Genomic DNA, 20,244 nt, shown 5'->3' with positions numbered 1-20,244 from the left:
GATTACACCTCCTTAAACTTGTTAAAAATATCTCGGATAGCAGACATTCTTGGGTCTAGTTCTGTACGGTCACACCCGCACTCTCCTTCATTTAGGTTAGCACCGCAGACCTTGCAGATTCCTTTACAGTCTTCTTTGCACAGAACCTTCATTGGGAAACCAATCAAGACTTCTTCATAGATAAGTTTATCTACGTCTAAATCATATCCGGAAACAAAATTTGTTTCATCTAAATCCTCGGTACGCTGTTCCTCTGTTTTCGATAAATCAATCTCTGTAGCCACGTCGATGTCTTGTTGGATGGTTTCTTCCTTCAAACAACGATCGCAAGGAACGGCTAACGCTAATTTCGTTTTTGCTTCCACCAGAATTTTTCGGCCACCTAGATTAGTTAATCTAAGTTTAACCGGTTCTTTATAGGTAATAGAATAACCGACACCATTTAATTCGAATATATCAAATTCAATCGGTGCAGTGTATTCTTTGAGACCATTAGGAACATTCATGACTTCAGACATTTGTATCAGCATAAGTAACTCCTGTCTAAAAAAACGCATAATGTAAGCGCCCAAAAATTCACACTGTTAGTATTATAAACGCTTAAAATAGGTTTGTCAACTCCTAACTGTTAAAAATGTCAGAATTGTGTAACCATATTTTCTCTTCATTATCGTTCTTCCTTATGATAGACAATCCCGGCTCCCCTCATTACAAGGGTTACCGGAATTTACAATAACTACACTAATTCAACAACTTCTCTACAGATTGCAAGCTCTTCGTTAGTTGGGATAACCATAATCTTAACCTTAGAATCTGGGTTAGAGATGATTAATTCTTTACCTCTTTGAGAATTCTTCTCAGCATCTAAAGATACACCAAGGAACTCAAGGTGTGAACTTACTGCTGCTCTGATGTTCTTATCATTCTCACCAAGTCCTGCTGTAAATACAACAGCATCTACACCATTCATAGCTACGATATAAGAACCTACATATTTAGCAACACGGTATGCAAAAACTGCTAAAGCTTCTTTTGCATGCTCATTGCCTTCGTTTGCTGCTGCTTCGATATCTCTAAAGTCAGAAGATACTCCGGACATACCTAATACACCAGATTTCTTATTTAAGATATTCATTACTTCATCTAAGGATAAGTTTTCTTTCTTAGCAACGAAATCAATGATTGCTGGATCAAGATCACCACTTCTTGTTCCCATGATTAAACCTTCAAGTGGTGTAAGACCCATACTTGTATCTACAGACTCACCGTTTTTAACTGCGGAAATGGATGCGCCATTACCAAGGTGACAAACGATAACTTTTGAGTTATTTACATCTAAGCCAGCAAGCGTGGTTGCTCTTTTAGAAACATAGCTGTGACTTGTTCCGTGGAAACCATATCTTCTTACCTTATATTTATCATAGTACTCAAATGGAATACCATAAAGGTAAGCTTCTTTTGGCATTGTCTGATGGAATGCAGTATCAAAAACAGCTACCATTGGTACATTTGGCATAATTGATTTACAAGCGTTGATACCAATAAGGTTTGCTGGGTTGTGTAAAGGTGCAAGATCATTACACTCTTCAATTGCATTTAAGACTTCATCATTGATTACTACGGAATGAGCAAATTTCTCACCACCATGTACTACTCTATGTCCAACAGCGTTGATTTCATCTAAGGACTTAATCACACCATAATTTTCATTCATAAGAGCAGCGATTACATTTTTAATAGCAACCTCATGGTTTGGAAGTGCATCCTCAAGAACTACCTTCTCACCGTCAGCTGACTTGTGAGTAAGACGGCCATCAATACCGATTCTTTCACAAAGACCTACTGCTAATGCTTGCTCTGTCACAGAGTCGATTAACTGATATTTAAGGGAAGAACTTCCGCAATTAATAACTAAAACTTTCATTGTATTTCTCCTTATAATGTTCTTAAATTCATTTATCACGGGGCAACTTAATATATCCGAAATATAGTTCTTCTATATCGTTCCCCCAGTATAATGATTATTATACTATTTAATCTTCAACTTAACAATTGGAGTTTCCAGTTAAGAAATAATAATTTAATGCCAAAGCGGATATTCGCAATCCGCTTACGCTACTTGCTCATAACCTCAACAGGCAATGAAGCTAAGTTAATTATTTACTCTGTGCCTGAACAGCAGTGATTGCAACAACACCAACGATATCATCAGAAGAACAACCTCTTGATAAATCATTTACTGGAGCTGCAATACCCTGAGTTAATGGTCCATAAGCTTCTGCCTTTGCAAGACGCTGTGTTAACTTATATCCAATGTTACCAGCATCAAGGTCTGGGAAGATTAATACGTTAGCTTTTCCAGCAATATCACTACCAGGAGCTTTTGAAGCACCTACACTAGGAACGATTGCTGCATCTAACTGGAACTCGCCGTCGATCTTATATTCTGGGTATAATTCATTTGCAATCTTAGTTGCTTCTACAACCTTATCAACATCTGCATGCTTTGCGCTTCCCTTTGTTGAATGAGAAAGCATAGCTACGATAGGTTCAGAGCCAACTAATTGTTCAAAACTCTTCGCTGTGGAACCAGCGATTGCTGCTAACTCTTCAGCATTTGGATTCTGATTTAAACCAGCATCAGAGAAAAGGAAAGTTCCATTTGCGCCCATATCACAATTAGGTACTACCATTACGAAGAAAGCAGAAACTAACTTAGTATTTGGAGCAGTTTTTAAAATCTGAAGACATGGTCTTAAGGTATCTGCTGTAGAGTGACAAGCACCAGATACTAAACCATCTGCATCGCCCATCTTAACCATCATTACACCGTATGTAATGTAGTCTGTTGTTAAAAGCTCTTTTGCTTTTTCAGGGGTCATGCCTTTTGCCTGTCTAAGTTCTACAAGCTTGTTAATGTAAGCTGGAAGCTTGTCCGATGTCTTAGGGTCAACGATTGTAGCTCCCGAAATGTCAAGACCTTCTGAATTCTTCTTAACTTCTTCCTCACTACCGATAATAATTACGTTAGCATTGCCCTCTTCTAAAGTCTTAGCAGCTGCCTCAATTGTTCTTCTGTCCATACTCTCAGGTAAAACAATAGTCTTAATACTTTGTTTAGCTCTTGCCTTGATGTCATCAATAAATCCCATAATAAACTCCTTTCAGTCTATATGTATAGCACCTAATTTTATCCTTCGTTTTGCGATTTTGAATGTTATAATCTGCCTCTGTAATTATATGAAAGACCTCGATTAATTTTCTTTAAGAACTATTCTTCACAAAACAACCATTTTTTATTATAATACTAACTAACAAGAGATACAAGTGCAAATTATGTAAACGCTTTCATTTTGTTTACTTTTTAAAAGAATAGCGTAAAAACCAAAAAAATTCTGTGGAATAAGGCATAACAATTAAAGTTCGTGTAAAAAAACTTAGTTTTTTCACATATTTGTGCCTACAGCCCAAAGTTTGTAGGTTATAGAAAGGGCATGGTTATTAAAATGAAAACTGTTGGAATCATAGCGGAATATAATCCTTTTCACCAAGGACATCTATACCAATTGGAACAAGCAAAGTTGCTAACAGGCGCTACAAAAGTGGTGGTGGTTATGAGTGGTAATTTTGTACAACGTGGTATTCCTGCAATTATAGATAAATATGCTCGTACTAAGATGGCTTTATCGCATGGTGCAGATCTTGTTATTGAACTGCCTGTATGCTATGCCACTGCTAGTGCCGAGGCTTTTGCTTATGCAGGAATTTCGATTCTTGATCGTTTAGGTTTTGTTGATTATGTCTGCTTTGGTAGTGAATGCGGTGATATCAAATTGCTAGAACATCTTGCAGATATCTTAGTAGAAGAACCTACCTCATATCAACTAGAATTAAAAAAAGAGTTAAAGACAGGCCTATCCTTTCCAAAAGCAAGAACAAAAGCACTCCTATACTATATAAAAGGAAAGGAAAGCAAAGGGTATGATCAAACCTCCCTGGAACTTCTTTTGAACTCTCCAAATAATATTTTAGGGATTGAGTATATGAAGGCAATTCGAAAAAGAAAGAGCAAACTAAGAGCCATCACCATAAAGAGACAAGGTGCAGGATATCATGATAGTGATATCTCACTCCCAAATGCATCTGCCACAGCAATTCGCAATGTTTTAGTAGAAGATGACTTATTTTCTTTACCAAAAGATCTACCGGTAGAAACGATGACGATATTAAAACAGGAGTTTCAAAAAACCTACCCTATCTTTCGTAACGATTTTACTTCCCTTTTATATTATAAATTAAGCATGGTAAAAGAAAAAGATCTAACCTCATATGCTGACGTAACACCAGAACTAGCAAATAGAATTATAAATAACCTAACCTATGCTAAGACATACGATGACTTCTGTCTGTCACTAAAAACAAAAGAATTGACCTTAACAAGAATTAATCGTGGGTTGCTTCACGTCCTTCTTTCCATACCTAAGACACAAAATATAGAAGTTTCCTATGCTAGGATACTTGGCTTTCGTACAGATGCTACCAAGCTACTTCGAACAGCCACTAAGGAAAACAGGATTCCCCTCATTGTAAAAACAGCGAATGCAAAACAACTTCTAAATCAAGAAGAATATGAATTGTTTGAACAAGATGTGAGGGCAACCCATCTGTACCATCAAATGATATTTCAAAAATTTCATACGTACTTTTCAGATGAATATACCCATGGACCTGTAATTCTAAAGGAATAGTTTGTCAGTTATCACATAGATTTAATTAACAGTATGTGACATGGTGTCGTATGAAACGAAAACAGGAAATTAAATATAGAAAGGCAAGCGTCCATTCATCTATCTTTGGAAAAGGCCGCCTACTAAAGGGCGGTCTTTTACTTTTATTAATACTAATGCTTATCTTTCCAATTGCTTCACTTGAGGGAGCAAAATCTGGTTTAATGCTTTGGTTTGAGACTGTATTGCCAGCACTCCTTCCATTTATGATATTATCTGGTCTATTAATACGGCTTCGTGTTACAAAAGTGGTATCCGTATTCTTATATCCGGTATTAAAGCATCTATTTCCTATCAGTAAGGAAGGATGTTATCCGATTTTCATTGGATTCCTCTCCGGAATTCCTGTAGGCGCAAAAACTACAGCAGATATGTTTGAGCAACAGCTAATTTCTAAAAAAGAAGCTCAGTTTCTATGTGCGCTATGTAATAATGCAAGTCCTATGTTTATTATTAGTTATATTGCTGCATCGAAGTTAAAGCGACCTGACCTTGGTTATATGTTATTAATTGTACTCTTTGCTTCTTCGGCCGTAAGCTCACTCATTATATACTACATAAAAGAAAAGTTTTCTAAGAAAAAGGAAACAAGTAAAATTAATCAAAATAAATCACTACTACACGCCTTTCAATTATCAAATGATACCGATGATAATATTAGCAATCATAAGATTATACCGCAAAATCCCGCTGTAATAGTGAAACAAAAGCATGCCTTTGAATTTCATATGCTTGATGATGCAATCCTAAGTGGATTTGAGGTTGTTACCAAAGTTGGCGGATATATCATTTTATTTTCTGTATTAGCAAGCCTATTACTCCATATGAAGTTGCTCCCACCCTTTGTAGCGGCCTTCATCTCTGCAATTTTGGAAATAACAACAGGAATCGATCAGTTATCACGTATTCCATTTCCTGACTCAACAAAAATAATCCTGATTACTACAATCACAGCTTTCGGTGGGCTTTCTGGCTTCGCTCAGACCAAAAGTGTCATTAATACATCAGGATTATCCTTATTTCAATATTTTATTACCAAAACATTAAGTATGGTTTGTGCCTTCGCATTTAGTACCCTATATGTACTACTTCTATTATAGAAAAAGGCAGCTAATGAAATTAGCCATAAACAAGTAAGAATAAATCCCATTCCATATTTTCTGTATTATTTCACAGATTAATATGGTATGGGAATTTTTATCGCAATAGATGTAATATTTTTTTAATCAATATCTTCTAAAAATGTATTTTCATCAAAGTCATAATCGCCATCATCATAGGATTCTTGTAGTTGTTGTTCCTCTTTCAAATATTCTTGTGTAGGAGCCACGTAATCCTGATGTGGAGTGAGTGAGTCAACGATTTCACGTTTGTTATTAATAACAATATCAAGACTTGTCTTTAATGAGCTTACTAGAGTCTCTGATTTTTGACGAGTACTTTCATACGCACTAGATAATATTTTCTCAACATCAGAAAGAATCTCGTTAGTATAACCGAGTGCCCCTTCACGAATTTGCTCTGCATCGTCATTTGCACTTTTTAAAATTGACTCTGCTTGAGCACTTGCAGAACTAACCATCTCATTCGCTTGATAATAAGCCTGTTGCATAATTTCATTCTCATTAATTAGATTTTTCGCCTTTTCCTTCGCCTCAGCTTGAATCGTTAGTGCCTTTTGCTCTGCGTCTGCAATAATTGCATCACGGTTTGCAATAATCTTTTGATAGCGCTTGATTTCATCCGGTGTGCGAAGTCTCAGCTCATCTAATAAATCATATAACTGATCTTTCGGTACGATTACCTTTGTCTGAGAAAGTGGCTGCATCTTACAGCTTTCTACAAACTCATATATATCCTCTATCAATTGTTCGATTCTGCTGATACCCATCTTATTCACTCCTCTTTCCATTGTATTTGTCATATATCACTTGAATAATACTATTTGGGACAAATTTCGATATGTCACCGCCATAACTAGCTATCTCCTTAACGATACTAGAGCTCAAATAGGAATATTCTACACTCGTTGTAAAAAATACTGTATCTATTTCCTCATCCAATTTATGATTTGTTTGAGCAATTTGTAATTCGTATTCAAAATCGGTAATAGCACGTAAGCCACGAATCAAAAATTTAGCGCCTAGCTTTTTCGCAAAATCTACCGTTAAACCATCAAAAGCAACCACCTTTACATTCGGTATGTCTTTTACCACACATTCCAGTAACTTTACTCTTTCCTCAACTGTAAATAATGGAGTTTTGGAACTGTTTGCTAATACTCCAATCACTAATTCATCCATAATTTTAGCAGATCTCCTAATTACGTCCAAATGTCCTAATGTAACTGGGTCAAAGCTGCCCGGATATATCCCTATTTTCATCAAATTCCTCCAAACTATGGGATCGACGATTCCTTAGCCTATAACTTCTATAAAAACATGTTTATTTGTTTTATATTCTTTTTCTCTATATACGCGAAACCTACTTTTCTTTAAGTAATCAAATTTCGTTGCTAAAGAGGCTTCTACTACTATTATCGTATCCTCATCTATTATGTTAGAATGATCTAACATCTCTAATATTATTTTTTCATGATCACAGTTATAAGGTGGATCCATAAAAATAATTTGAAACACCTTTCCTGCTACTTCCATTGCCTTTATTGTTGAAATTGCATCCTTTTGAAAAACTTCAGCTTGTCCCTCCATATGGGTTGTTTTGATATTTGCCTTTATGCAATCAACTGCAGTTTTACTTGTATCAGAAAATACTGCAAAACTTGCTCCTCTGCTCAGAGCTTCTATTCCGATAGCACCACTTCCGCTAAACAAATCCAAAAAACAACTATCAGCTAAATTTCCCTGAAGAATATTAAATAATGTCTCTTTCGTGCGATCTGTGGTCGGTCTAGTATCTAATCCCTCTGGGGTTTTTAACAATGTTCTTCTAGCTTTTCCAGCGATAACTCTCATATATTATACTCCAATTTCAGCTTTTTGTAATTACTTTTTTTAACATTCAGTATGTATCTTTCGATAAAAAAATTATCTACTAGAAAGTACCTTAAGTATATTACACAATGCATTAAATCTACAGGAATTCTTGTATATTCAACGATGAAACATCGAAAAACTCAATTCACTTACTTTATTTTGCATATAATCATATTGTAGTATATTCTTGCTAAATGTCAATCAATTTTTCACTGATTAGTGCAAACGCACCATGTATTTTACCATTATTTCATAAAATTAAAACGATTAAAAGAAGTTCACGATATAACTGCTAATTGTGAATATATATAACCAATATCAAAGAGAAGGATAATATAAAACATAAACACAAATGGAAGAATATTACTAACTATAATAAATACAAAACAACATAACATAACGGAAAGCAGCAACCGACATTTGCCGGTTGCTGCTTTATTATGAGATTACTGCTATTAGCAGAATGACTCAATATTTATCTAGAGATTACTTCTGTACTGTACTTTGACTATTTACCTGCCATTTGTTCTTCCTGTGCCTTAATCATCTTACGAACCATCTGTCCACCTACGCTACCATTTTGGTAAGATGTTAAGTTGCCGTTATATCCGTTAGTTAAAGGTACACCAACTTCAGATGCACATTCCATCTTAAAACGATCTAATGCTTCTTTTGCCTCTGGAACTTCTACACGGTTTCTAGAACTCATAATAAACTCCTCCATTTCATGGTCTGACTAAACTGTCTACCTTACGGTATTACCATGCTGTTTTTTTCGTCAGAAAATGTTGTTGTTTGTTACGCTCTTAGTATATGCAGTGATTTTTATAATACACTGGTATGTTTTAGTTAATCTGTCAGCTTTTGATATGATTTTTTCTATCATGTTTTCTTCCCAAAAATATTTAATAAAATTAAAATATAAAATAGGTAGCAACAGCTTTTTATAAATCCAAAATATACCTGAAATTTTGTGGAGAACAAAGTGAAAAACTCTTTATAGTAATCTGTCCAGTAAAGAAGAAAAAAAAATTTAAAAAACTAGATCAGTCTCCTGCTCTTACTGTATCCGGTAAAAATTGTTACCAATGCTAAAGATAACACGAATTATTGTAGAAAATACACTTTTTACAACACAGATTGGTTTCCTTTATCAGGGGTAATATGGTAAAATAAATATAAATAAAATGAAAGAAGGTATTCTTATGGAGTTTAGGATTATATCTTTGCCACCTTTTAAAGCTGCTTCTTCTGGTGTAGATAAGAACTTTGATTTTTCCGAAGATGGTATATTAGGGAAGTTTGATAGATATTTTTCTGCAATCACTCCCTCAGCAAGGGATAATTTTATGCCAAGAGATTTTTTGTTTTTTGATGAAGAAAATCAAGGTATGGTTTGGTGGTGGGCGTTAAGTGATGATATGAATGATGGCGACAACAAGATTGTTGATTTTGAAGGTGGATACTATCTGACTTATGTCTATAGAGATGGCGACGAAGAAACAAATGGTAAGCTATATAATGAAGCTATGGAATACATAAAAAACTCAGAGATTTTTGAGTTGGATGTTCGCTCTAATCATTATTCAATGGGACATATTATCACTCCCAAAGAGATTATAAATGCACAAGGCTGGGCACACATGGAAACATTTATACCGATTAGGTTAAAATAGCATTATTTTATGGACTTGCATATATTCGTCACATCAACTATCATATAAAGTTGAAGTAATTACATACAGGAAGGATAAAACTTTGACAGAAGGAAAAATTTCAAAAAAAATTGTATTTTTTGCCATGCCAATATTTTTGGGGAACTTATTTCAGCAGCTTTATAACGTTGTAGATTCCCTTGTTGTTGGGAACTTTCTTGGAAAAGATGCACTAGCGGCAGTAAGTTCTTCCGGCAGCTTGATTTTTTTAATTGTAGGATTTATAAATGGTATCTTTGTAGGAGCTGGCGTGATTATTGCTCGCTATTTTGGAGCAAAAAACATGAAAGATTTATCTATTGCTGTCCATACCACCATTGCTTTTGGAATTATTGCCGGAATAATTGTAACAGCATTAGGAATGGGATTATCTCCTTGGATGCTGAAAATGATGGGAACACCAGAGGATGTACTTCCCAATTCTATTATGTATTTTCAATTATATTTTGCTGGAGGTATTGGCATTGTTATGTACAATGCATGCATGGGTATTTTTCAGGCAGTAGGCGACAGTAGGCACCCGCTTTACTACCTGATTATAGCAGCAATCATCAATGTTGTTTTGGATCTTTTATTTGTAGCTGTCCTAGGATTTGGTATTGGTGGTGCAGCTATTGCAACTGTAATCTCACAGTTTGTAAGCGCTATTCTTGGATTTGTTAAACTATTGAGAGTCGATGGTGAGCACCGGATACAAATCAATAAAATACGCATCCAACGTAACATGCTTACAAGAATCCTAAAAATGGGCATCCCAACTGGGGTTCAGAATTCTGTGATAGGATTTGCAAATGTTATTGTCCAATCCAACATTAATAATTTTGGTTCTATCGCCATGGCTGGTTGCGGTAGTTATTCAAAACTTGAGGGCTTTGCATTTTTACCTATTACTAGTTTCAGCGTTGCTTTAACAACTTTTATCGGACAAAATCTAGGTGCTAAGCAATTTGAACGTGTAAAAAAAGGTGCCCGTTTTGGAATTCTATCTGGGGTACTGTTGGCCGAAACTGTCGGCATTGTACTATGGATTTTTGCACCGGTACTCATTGGATTCTTTAATAATCAGCCGGATGTCATAGAGTTTGGCGTTATGCAGTCAAGAACAGAAGCATTGTTTTTTTGTCTACTCGCCTTCTCTCACTGTCTAGCAGGTATTTTAAGAGGTGCTGGGAAATCTACTATTCCTATGTTTGTTATGCTTGTCTGTTGGTGTTTTATCCGCATAACCTACATAACAATTATGGTACGTATTATACCAGACATACGGGTAATCTTTTGGGCATATCCATTAACCTGGTTCCTAAGTTCTATTTCGTTTCTAATTTATTATAAAAAGGCTGACTGGCTTCACAGTTATGTAGAACAGGCCAATTAAAACGAAACTTGATCTCCTGCCTAAACAGGAAAGTCCCATGCTTAAAGAAGCATGGGACTTTTCTAATAAGGTGTAAAGGGCTGCAAGATAAAGCAATTTATTTAAAGACTTTATGTGGATTCAATATATTTTTTGGATCAAAGGCTTCCTTAATCCCTTTCATTAGTTCTACAACTACAGGATCCATAGATTCTAATAGATAGGATTTTTTTGCATATCCAATTCCATGTTCACCGGAAACCTGGCCATTTAATTCCCTAGCTTTTTCATAGATGTTATCCATTGCAGCTTTCATCTTTAGTTCCCACTCCTCATTACTTAAATCATCCTTTAAGATATAGGCATGAAGGTTGCCATCTCCTGCGTGACCAAAGCTTTTGATTCGAATGTCTACTTTTTCATGAAGATTATGGATGTATTCTACCATCTCATTAACTGAGCTTCTTGGTACAACAACGTCTACTTCATCCATATAGGTAGTGGATCCTTTAATAGCCTCTAAGAATGCACCTCTTGCTTTCCATATGGATTCTTCTCTCTCTTCCGTATCAGAGATTAAAATATCTATAGCCCCCTGTTCTAAGCATATCCCCGCTACTCTTTCATAGGATTTTTCAATTTCTTCAACGGAATTACCATCAAACTTTAATAAAAGATAAGCATCGGCAGAATTGTCAGGGAACTTCTTACCCAAATACTTTTCTGCATCCATGATTACTTCTCGTTGCATAAATTCAATGGCGGTAGGAATGGACTTTGATTTTATAATTAATGGTACGGTTCTGATGGCTTGTTCTAAACTTGGAAATGGTATTAATAAACTGATGGCTTTTTGAGGCAATGGTAATAATTTTAGTACGGCCTTAGTTATAATTCCAAGTGTTCCTTCCGAGCCTACCATTAAATCCTTTAAAGCATAACCGGTACTATTCTTTACAACCTTTCCGCCAAAAGTTGTAATAGTTCCATTAGGTAACACCACTTCAAGGCCACGGACATAATCTCTGGTAACTCCGTATTTAACCGCTCTCATTCCACCTGCATTGGTGCTGATATTACCTCCTATGGTAGCTGATTTTTCACCTGGATCCGGAGGATAGAATAAGTCTCTTTCTTCTACGTAAGCGGCCAAGTCCATTAATAATACACCTGGCTCGACAGTGATAGTAAGATTATCTTCATCCAGTTCCAGTACATGATTCATTAATCCAGTTTCTAACATAATACCATGTTCCATGGCCACAGAAGAGCCTACCAGTCCGGTTCCTGCTCCACGAGGAGTTACCGGAATATTATTATCATATGCATATTTCATAATCGCAGATATTTCTTCTGCTGAGGTTACTCTAACCACTACATCTGGGTAGCTTTCTGTACCGCTTAATTCATCATGGCTATATTCTTCGTTTATATTTTCACCATAGAGTACTCTTTCTTTGTCTCCAATGATACTTTGTATGTATATTAAATCTATTTGATTCATTCTTTTATAATTCACAGTTAAGCCCCCTTACTTGCCTTTAATTTCTCAATTAAGTCCGGTATGATTTCATATAAATCTCCAACCAAACAATCATTTGCTACTTTAAAGATTGGTGCTTTCTCATCTTTATTAATAGCTATAATATGTTCGCTGTGATCCATACCTGCCACAAACTGAATGGCACCAGACACACCACAGGTGATAATAAGTTTTGGTCTTACTGTTCTTCCGCTTAATCCGATTTGTCGTTTTGCTTCCATCCATCCGGATTCTGCCATTGGCCTGGTACAAGCAAGCTGGCCACCTAATAAATCTGCAAGTTCCGCAAGCATTGCAATATCTTCTTCCTTTTTCACACCACGGCCTGCTACTACCAGTACATCGGCTCCTTCGATAAATTGTTCTTTTTCTTTCTTGATGATATCCAATACTTCCACATTGGTTTTTAAGAGTTTGGAATCTATGTTACAAAAAAGTATTTCACCGGATTTCTCTTTTTCTCTCTTTGGGGCATCCATAACTTTATAACGTACCGTTGCCATCTGAGGTCTATGATTAGGAGTTAGAATCTGTGCCATAATGTTACCGCCAAAAGCAGGGCGAATTTGTATCAGGTCAGTATCCTCATTCATATCCAGTATAGTACAATCTGCTGTTAATCCGGTTCGAAGTCTTGCCGCAACGCGAGGTGCTAACTGGCGTCCCACGGTAGTTGCACCTACTAAGATAGCAGTTGGTTTTATATTTTCTATAAAATCTTTAAAAACTGCCGTATATGGTTCTATCTTAAAACGGTCTAACTCATTTATGTCATATACAAATATTTTATCAATGCCATAATGAAGAAGTTCCTCACATTTATCTTTTATATTACTTCCCATCATAATGGCATATACAGGATGATGAATCTTTTTAGCGAGTTCTTTTGCTTTACCGATTAATTCATAGGTAACAGGATGAATGTCCCCATCGATATGTTCCCCATCGATATGTTCCACATAAATAGCGATACCTTTCCATAAAGATTTATCAATTGCTTCTACAGTCTCTTCCACATAAGTTGCAGCACCTTCCGGTCCTTTTTTCACACACAATTTACACATCTTACAGGCAGCATTTACTCTGACTTCTCCCTCTGCTTCTTCTAATGCACCAAAAGGACAGATATTTATAAATTCTTTTATATTATCAATTTTACTTTGATTAATAATAAGCTTAGCCATGTTTTCACTCCTCCTATACCAGTTTTAATTCTTCCAGTTTTTCGTAAAGCTGGTTTGCCAGTTCCGAACCATTGCCTTTCCATATTACCTGCTCGGTATTCACTTCTGGTGGGAAGATACGTTGTACTTGTGTCGGTGAACCATTTAGTCCATAATGTTTTTCATTCTTGTCTTCCAAATCATCAAAAGTAATCACAGTGATCTCACGATCCTTAGAGGCTTGCTTTTTCAAATAGGAAGGTAGTCTCGGGGTAAATATATCTTTATCCACTGACAAAAGACAAGGAAATCCTACTATAGCTATTTCTATATCCTCAGTCATATCCATTTCCACAACAATAGAACTTTCATCTATTTCTTTTATCTTACATACATTAGACACGCTTGGTATCTGCAGCCATTCTGCAACTTCAGGTCCTACTTGAGCAGTATCCCCATCTGTTGTTTGTTTACCGCATAGAATTAAATCAAAATGACCTAATTTTTTTATTCCTTGTGATATGGTATAACTGGTTGCCAATACGTCAGCTCCGCCAAATTTGCGGTCTGAAATAATCGCTCCTTGATCTGCTCCCATGGAGAAAGCTTCCCTTATAATACTCATGGCCTGATTAGGCCCCATGGTTATAACGGTTATGGTTCCTCCCTTTTCTTCACGAATCCTTAGTGCAGTTTCAATGGCATATAAATCATAAGGATTCATCTTAGAGCTAACACCATTTCTTTTAAGTACACCGGTAACGGGATCTACTTCAACTTTGTTGGTTTCAGGGACTTGTTTAATACAAACTAAAATATTCACTGATCTACTCCTTTCAAAATTGGTACTACCACTTTTGGCAAAAATTAAAGTGGTAGCTAACTGGTAGTACCACTTGTTGTTCTAATTATATAATTATTGGCTCTATAATAAATGTTGGGGTATGTGAAATTAATTCGCTACTCCAACGTTTTTTATTTTATAATAATAAAAAACCTCCCAGTGCCAGTCTCGAAACAAATCACCAGGAGGTTGCATAAATGCATAATTATTGTATCAATAAACTACTAAATTTAAAAGAGGTAAAAGTAAAAAATATAATTCATGGGGATTCCTATGTAAAAATCTTTATTGAAACAAAGGCTAGCGTACAAACTTGTCCTTGCTGTGGTCGCCATACCAAGCAAATTCATGATTACCGTTGGCAATCCATCAAGGACTTGCCCTTTCAACTAAAGCATTGTTACCTAGTTTTAAAAAAGCGACGTTATCGATGTTCTTGTGGAAAAAGATTTAGTGAAAAGTATTCTTTCCTTGCTCGTTATCAGCAAAGATCTACTCGCTTAACTCAATACATAGTAAATGAATTAAGAGATACTACTTCACTAAAATCTGTTGCTAATAAAGCCAATGTTTCATCCGCTACTATTGTAAGGATTCTAGACACAATCCATTATACTTGCCCTTCTTTAAAAGACGCGATATCCATTGATGAATATAAAGGCAATGCTGAGACTGGAAAGTATCAATGTATCATCGTTAATCCAAAGCAGCGCTCCATTATGGATATCCTTCCTGACCGCACACAACCTCACTTATCTGCCTATTTTCGGAATATAAACCGTAGCGAGCGATATCGTGTAAAATATTTTGTGTGTGATATGTGGCAGCCATATGTGGATTTAGCCCATAGCTATTTCCCCAATGCACAAGTAATTATTGATAAATATCATTTTATTCGTCAAGTCACCTGGGCAATTGAAAATGTAAGAAAGCGACTTCAAAAAACAATGCCTACTTCTTTAAGAAAATACTATAAACGAAGCCATAAACTGATTTTAACACGCTATCATAAACTAGAAGACGAATACAAAAAAGCATGTGACTTGATGCTTTATTACAATGATGACTTACGAAAAGCGCATATGTTGAAAGAATGGTTTTATGATATTTGTCAAAGTACTAAGTACTCCTTTCAGAGAACACAGTTTTACGAATGGATTCGCAATGCAGAAAGTTCTGGTATAGCAGAGTTTGAAAAATGTGCTGCCACATACCGTCACTGGGGAAAAGAAATATTAAATTCTTTTAAATATGGAATTACAAACGGACCAACAGAAGGTTTTAATAATAAGATAAAAGTTCTTAAACGTATTTCCTATGGTATTCGAAACTTTGAACGTTTCCGTACTCGTATTTTACACTCTTGTAACTAAATAACAATAGACTGGCACGAGGTTTATTTCGTATGCCCAAAAATATATGTTATAGGCCCCAAATATAAAAATAGCTCTACATCCAGTAATGGAGCATGATTGATAACAATTATACCCCAAGACTTGACATAGAGCCTAATTATTTTAGTTATGCGTCAATAAGTTATGGGTAAATATGTAGTATTTATTGAAATTTTCGTTTTATCTTTTATTCATATTATATAAAACTTAGGTAGAAATTCCTTCTGATCCAAGTAGTACTTGAGATATAATGAGCTGCATATTTCTGAGTCATTCAGAAATTCGAATATAATTAGCTGCACATTTCTGAGTCAATCAGAAATTAAGATATAATTACCTGAGCCTTTCTGAGACAATCACAAATTCGAATATAATACAAGCTCCATCTTTCAATACATTTGTAATTAGGACTAAAAACCTTACTTATCAAAATTCTTTAACTTATCATCAATTAATGCAAAGTGCTTATATACTGATTTTCTGCCCAGTTCTTTGTCTTTTGTCAGTAGGCTCCTAACCATTCCCTTATGGGCTTCACATAAGCCAGCCTTGCTGTCTTCACTACTTAATATTTCTCTTCTTAAGTCCACAATAAACTGATCTACTATGGTGGACAAAGCTTGTAATATGTTAAGAATTAATACATTCCCCGATGCCACAGCAATACTGTAATGCAGTTTTTTATCCAGAATCACATTGTTTTCTTCCGTTACGTTCTCCAGTTGGGATATAATCTGTTCCATTTGTTTTAACTCAGGTTCTGTGATGTTGTCTATAGATAACATTAAAGCCTGCATTTCCAGTCCAAGTCTTAGTTGGCTGATCTGTTCATAATTAATCTGGTTTAGTAAGAACATCATGGACATGGATTCTACTAAATTATTCTCAAAGTTTCCTTGGACATAATTACCGGCTCCATGCTGGCTGGATATAACCCCCATAATATCTAACGTACGGACAGCTTCACGTACTGAGTTACGACTGACTCCCAGCGCTTCCGATAATTCTCTCTCCGCAGGAAGTTTATCACCTATTCTTAGCTGACCAGCCATAATCTGATGTTTAATATAATCTATCACTTTGGAATAGGACTTTTTCTGTAGCTCTTTTTCTTCCATGAGTTCCTCCTACTCTTGAATACAGTAATATTTTTAATCTAAATTCATCAATAAGCCAACGGCACTTCTATACAAAAGGGTAGACTTATCCCATCACTTATAAAAATGCTGATTTATATTTCTAATAAGATTCCATTATCTTTTAACCATCGCTTTGCTTTAGGATAGTCAGGTAATATATTTTCCACCTCAGCCCAAAATGCCTTCGAGTGATTCATATGGCGAAGATGACATAATTCATGAACAACAATATAGTCTAATACTTCTGGTGGTGCAAGAATACATTTCCAATTAAAGTTTAGATTTCGTTTTGAGGAACAGCTACCATAGCAACTTTTTTGTTCTTTTATACGGATAGTTCCGACAGATTCCTGCATAATATCCTTATAATATTCAACACGACGGAGAAATTCCTCTTTAGCCGCTTTTTTATACCAAACAAGAAAAGCCTGCCTGATACTTTCACTATCCTCATTTCCGTATCGAACTGAAAATTCTGTATCATCGAAGGATACCATTACCTTCTTTAAACCTTGATGAAAGGAACGGCGGATTGGATAACGTTCTCCACGATATGGCATAAGACTTCCTTCGGCATAATCCGTATTTAAAACACGATTTGCCTTCTCTGCTTTTTTATGGAACATCATTCTCTTTTGTTCTATCCAGTCAAGTTTTGACATTATAATCTGTTCAATATCTTTTTTGGGCATCCGTAATGGCGCACGGACAGTAACCGTTCCATCTGGACTTACCTCAATTCCAACGGTTCTTCGTTTACTATACACAATTTGATATTGCAGATTGGTCGACAGCATATATACTATCCTTTCTACTCTATGTAACATAACATAGAAAACAATTTTCTCTTTCTCAATGTTAACACATATCTTTTTGAAGTGCAAAAGAAAGTATCTTATTCGGCGAAAAATTGCTATAATGTCATATGGCTTATCAGAAGTTTGCTTTATAAACTTCTGATAAAAGGTGCGGTTTTTGCACCGTCATTCTGATTATCGGAACCTGTTCCTAGTTTCCGATATTGTAGTACTATTAGCAATTGTTTTTGCAATAGATTTTAAAAGTATTAAATAACAACTAATTTATTTAGTAGAAAAGGAGTTAACATATGAACATATTAGTGAGTGCTTGTTTGCTCGGAGTGAATTGTCGATACAACGGAGAGGGGAAATTACAAGAGGATTTACTCAAACTACAAGAGCATCATCATCTGATACCAATTTGTCCAGAACAATTAGGTGGGCTTCCCACCCCTCGACCAGCTTCTGAAATACAAAACCAAAGAGTTATGAGTAAAACTGGTATCGATGTCACAGAACAATTTGAAGCAGGGGCTTTTGAATCCTTAAAACTTGCAAAACTTTATCAATGTACTTATGCTATTTTAAAGGAACGTAGTCCTTCCTGCGGTTACGGTACAATATACGATGGAAGCTTTACCGATTCCCTAATAGATGGTAACGGAATTACCGCTAATTTATTAGCGGAGCATGGAATCACTGTAATTGGAGAATCAAAACTTACTGAATTTATCAAATTACTTAGAGACTAAGAATAAAATCAAACCTATCTCTATTTATCAAATTACTTAGAGACTAAGAATTTATCCATCATCCAAACCTTTATCGAAAATACGTATTCTGACATGTTGTATCCTATATACATATATCAATAGGTATTTGAAGGGAGGTTTACCGATGCAAGCTATCATTATCTCGATGTTTGGTATCTTTCTCATGATTTTTATACTCATGCCATGCTATCTTTCTTTAAAAAGAAGTGGTAGAAATAAAAAACTTAGACTGGCTGTTAAAGGTGCAACTACATTAATTGCAGTAGTTCTATCGTATATAGGTTATTGGAAGGCAATGTCTACAGATGTAATGGATAATCTACCAGCATTATTTTTTAGCCGCTCTGTACTTGTTGGACTAACAATATGTTTATTTGCTGATGTACTACTAGGGATTCAAGCTTACATTGGAGGAGTTCTCTTTTTTCTTGGTCATATTGCTTATATCGTATACTTTATTGAGCTTGGGGGATTTCCTATAATTTGTATCCCCATGATTTCAATCTTTGCTGGCATAGCACTTTGCTACTTCTATCGCTTTAGTGCGCGACTGGGAAAAGAAAAGTATTTGTATTGTATCTATGGGCTTACCATATTTACCTCTCTTTCACTAGGATTAACACTGCCATTCACCTTTGGCATATTAGGATACCCTCTAGCCTTAGCTTCGGTTTTACTTGTCGTTAGCGATATCCTTCTTGCAAGAAACACTTTATATAAAGAAACTAGCCTTTCCGATACTGTAGCTATACTTTATTATTTTTCCGGGCAATTGCTTCTTGCGCTTACTATTTATCTTGCAGCATATTTGTATTAAAAATATTAGGTCATAGGTAAACTTTTCAAAAAGATTTCTTAAGTTTGATATACTATAAGTTATTTAATATAACCAATATTTTTAGCACTTTTATATGAGTAGGTAACAAGGCTTGGGGTAATCAGGTTTACCTCAGTTCACAAGAAAAAATAATATAAATTCATAAATGACATGGAGCTTAGTATTCCATGTCATTTTTTCGATAGATACATCGTTCTTGGTTATTGCAAGTGAGGCAACTTCTTTGATTACATCCATTATTCTTTTGCTCTTTTTTTGATAAACCGATGAATCCTGTTACTGACTTTAAAGGGACTAATAAACAACGATCATTACACGTTAGACCTATCGTTTCCTTTGCATTGATGCGATTTAAAAACAATGGCTGTAAAGAAAGTGGTAAATCACCATACCCAATTCCATATTGCCAATTGCAAAAATAATCTGGATAATCATTAGCAACAGAAAACTCTGCTTTCGCTCGTACTTCTTCCACCACAGCGTTTGCAATGGCATCATAAATAAATGCCATTAACATATCTTCTTTTTGTGCCTGATCTATTAATTCATCAACACCCTCAGATAAGGTTGCACAACTAAATGCCACCTTTTCACATCCAGATAGATGCTTTTTAATATTTTCGCCAATAAATTCAAAGCTTTCATCAGAAAGCATTAATCTCCCACCTTCTCTTTTTAGATCAAACACTTCATAATGAAATTTCGGGTCCATGACTTTATAAAACTCGTCTTCACAAATTTTTATTTCTTCTAACATAATCTCATCCGGTTCCTGATTACGATACCCAAGGTACCGAATAATCTCATTTCGATTTAGCAAAGATTTATCTTTTTTCATCAATCCTTTTCCTAAGACTCTCACCAGGTAGTTTGAGCTCACCTTTCTGATACAATTTAA

General features: G+C 35.5%; 20 protein-coding genes. 7 read left to right on the top strand and 13 right to left on the bottom strand.

What is annotated here, in order from left to right:
• Positions 1–2: 2 nt before the first annotated feature.
• From CPHY_RS06950 to pta, 3 genes are all read right to left on the bottom strand, one after another.
• The gene (locus CPHY_RS06950) at positions 3–530 is read right to left on the bottom strand and encodes a YceD family protein (protein WP_012199358.1); all 528 of its coding nucleotides are present in this window, start codon (positions 528–530) and stop codon (positions 3–5) included.
• A gap of 206 nt (positions 531–736) precedes the next feature.
• Positions 737–1,924 (bottom strand): acetate kinase, encoded by a 1,188-nt coding sequence (locus CPHY_RS06945; protein WP_012199357.1) that lies wholly within the window; start codon positions 1,922–1,924, stop codon positions 737–739.
• 232 nt (positions 1,925–2,156) lie between these two features.
• On the bottom strand, positions 2,157–3,152 hold the full coding sequence (gene pta, locus CPHY_RS06940; RefSeq protein WP_012199356.1) for a phosphate acetyltransferase: 996 nt from the start codon (positions 3,150–3,152) through the stop codon (positions 2,157–2,159).
• 342 nt (positions 3,153–3,494) lie between these two features.
• On the opposite strand from pta, the gene CPHY_RS06935 reads away from it, so the two are divergent.
• Together CPHY_RS06935 and CPHY_RS20695 are read left to right on the top strand one after the other, a co-directional pair.
• Positions 3,495–4,748, top strand: a complete 1,254-nt coding sequence (locus CPHY_RS06935; protein WP_012199355.1) for a nucleotidyltransferase — start codon at positions 3,495–3,497, stop codon at positions 4,746–4,748.
• Between the two features lie 50 nt (positions 4,749–4,798).
• Positions 4,799–5,887: a nucleoside recognition domain-containing protein gene (locus tag CPHY_RS20695; RefSeq protein WP_012199354.1), complete on the top strand. Its 1,089-nt coding sequence runs from the start codon at positions 4,799–4,801 to the stop codon at positions 5,885–5,887.
• A 122-nt stretch (positions 5,888–6,009) separates the two neighbouring features.
• Here the strand turns inward: CPHY_RS20695 and CPHY_RS06925 are convergent, their stop codons facing one another.
• The 4 genes from CPHY_RS06925 to CPHY_RS06910 all read right to left on the bottom strand — a co-directional run bounded on the left by CPHY_RS06925 (position 6,010) and on the right by CPHY_RS06910 (position 8,492).
• Positions 6,010–6,678 (bottom strand): hypothetical protein, encoded by a 669-nt coding sequence (locus CPHY_RS06925; RefSeq protein ID WP_012199353.1) that lies wholly within the window; start codon positions 6,676–6,678, stop codon positions 6,010–6,012.
• A gap of 1 nt (position 6,679) precedes the next feature.
• The gene (coaD, locus tag CPHY_RS06920) at positions 6,680–7,171 is read right to left on the bottom strand and encodes a pantetheine-phosphate adenylyltransferase (protein WP_012199352.1); all 492 of its coding nucleotides are present in this window, start codon (positions 7,169–7,171) and stop codon (positions 6,680–6,682) included.
• Between the two features lie 33 nt (positions 7,172–7,204).
• Complete coding sequence (gene rsmD / locus CPHY_RS06915; protein WP_012199351.1) at positions 7,205–7,762, bottom strand: 16S rRNA (guanine(966)-N(2))-methyltransferase RsmD; 558 nt, start codon at positions 7,760–7,762, stop codon at positions 7,205–7,207.
• Positions 7,763–8,291: 529 nt separating this feature from the next.
• Positions 8,292–8,492, bottom strand: a complete 201-nt coding sequence (locus CPHY_RS06910; RefSeq protein ID WP_012199350.1) for an alpha/beta-type small acid-soluble spore protein — start codon at positions 8,490–8,492, stop codon at positions 8,292–8,294.
• Positions 8,493–8,988: 496 nt separating this feature from the next.
• On the opposite strand from CPHY_RS06910, the gene CPHY_RS06905 reads away from it, so the two are divergent.
• Entirely contained in the window at positions 8,989–9,459 is a 471-nt protein-coding gene (locus CPHY_RS06905; protein ID WP_012199349.1) for a hypothetical protein, read from the top strand.
• A gap of 124 nt (positions 9,460–9,583) precedes the next feature.
• On the top strand, positions 9,584–10,873 hold the full coding sequence (locus CPHY_RS06900) for an MATE family efflux transporter (RefSeq protein WP_049762467.1): 1,290 nt from the start codon (positions 9,584–9,586) through the stop codon (positions 10,871–10,873).
• 97 nt (positions 10,874–10,970) lie between these two features.
• Here CPHY_RS06900 and CPHY_RS06895 read toward each other — a convergent pair whose 3' ends face one another.
• The 3 genes from CPHY_RS06895 to CPHY_RS06885 are packed head-to-tail and all read right to left on the bottom strand — an operon-like array spanning position 10,971 to position 14,381.
• Entirely contained in the window at positions 10,971–12,371 is a 1,401-nt protein-coding gene (locus CPHY_RS06895; protein ID WP_041703312.1) for an FAD-binding oxidoreductase, read from the bottom strand.
• Between the two features lie 2 nt (positions 12,372–12,373).
• Positions 12,374–13,579 carry an electron transfer flavoprotein subunit alpha/FixB family protein gene (locus CPHY_RS06890; RefSeq protein ID WP_012199346.1) on the bottom strand — a complete coding sequence of 402 codons (1,206 nt, stop codon included), beginning with the start codon at positions 13,577–13,579 and terminating at the stop codon, positions 12,374–12,376.
• A 13-nt stretch (positions 13,580–13,592) separates the two neighbouring features.
• Positions 13,593–14,381, bottom strand: a complete 789-nt coding sequence (locus tag CPHY_RS06885; RefSeq protein ID WP_012199345.1) for an electron transfer flavoprotein subunit beta/FixA family protein — start codon at positions 14,379–14,381, stop codon at positions 13,593–13,595.
• A gap of 218 nt (positions 14,382–14,599) precedes the next feature.
• Here CPHY_RS06885 and CPHY_RS06880 point away from each other — a divergent pair, with 218 nt between their 5' ends.
• Positions 14,600–15,775 (top strand): ISL3 family transposase, encoded by a 1,176-nt coding sequence (locus CPHY_RS06880; RefSeq protein ID WP_012198596.1) that lies wholly within the window; start codon positions 14,600–14,602, stop codon positions 15,773–15,775.
• Between the two features lie 440 nt (positions 15,776–16,215).
• On the opposite strand, the gene CPHY_RS06875 is transcribed toward CPHY_RS06880, so the two are convergent.
• Together CPHY_RS06875 and CPHY_RS20690 are read right to left on the bottom strand one after the other, a co-directional pair.
• Complete coding sequence (locus tag CPHY_RS06875; RefSeq protein WP_012199344.1) at positions 16,216–16,914, bottom strand: FadR/GntR family transcriptional regulator; 699 nt, start codon at positions 16,912–16,914, stop codon at positions 16,216–16,218.
• A gap of 113 nt (positions 16,915–17,027) precedes the next feature.
• Entirely contained in the window at positions 17,028–17,732 is a 705-nt protein-coding gene (locus CPHY_RS20690) for a M48 family metallopeptidase (RefSeq protein ID WP_012199343.1), read from the bottom strand.
• Positions 17,733–18,043: 311 nt separating this feature from the next.
• Between CPHY_RS20690 and CPHY_RS06865 the strand changes: the two genes are divergently transcribed.
• Together CPHY_RS06865 and CPHY_RS06860 are read left to right on the top strand one after the other, a co-directional pair.
• On the top strand, positions 18,044–18,487 hold the full coding sequence (locus CPHY_RS06865) for a DUF523 domain-containing protein (protein WP_012199342.1): 444 nt from the start codon (positions 18,044–18,046) through the stop codon (positions 18,485–18,487).
• A 145-nt stretch (positions 18,488–18,632) separates the two neighbouring features.
• A complete protein-coding gene (locus CPHY_RS06860) occupies positions 18,633–19,325 on the top strand; it encodes a lysoplasmalogenase (protein WP_012199341.1) in 693 nt (230 codons plus the stop codon).
• 178 nt (positions 19,326–19,503) lie between these two features.
• Here the strand turns inward: CPHY_RS06860 and CPHY_RS20685 are convergent, their stop codons facing one another.
• A complete protein-coding gene (locus CPHY_RS20685; RefSeq protein ID WP_012199340.1) occupies positions 19,504–20,184 on the bottom strand; it encodes a vitamin B12 dependent methionine synthase activation region in 681 nt (226 codons plus the stop codon).
• Between the last annotated feature and the right edge of the window lie 60 nt (positions 20,185–20,244).

Origin of the sequence: Lachnoclostridium phytofermentans ISDg (genome assembly GCF_000018685.1) — a bacterium.
Lineage (GTDB): Bacteria > Bacillota > Clostridia > Lachnospirales > Lachnospiraceae > Lachnoclostridium > Lachnoclostridium phytofermentans.
This window is presented reverse-complemented; position numbering and strand designations above follow the sequence as displayed.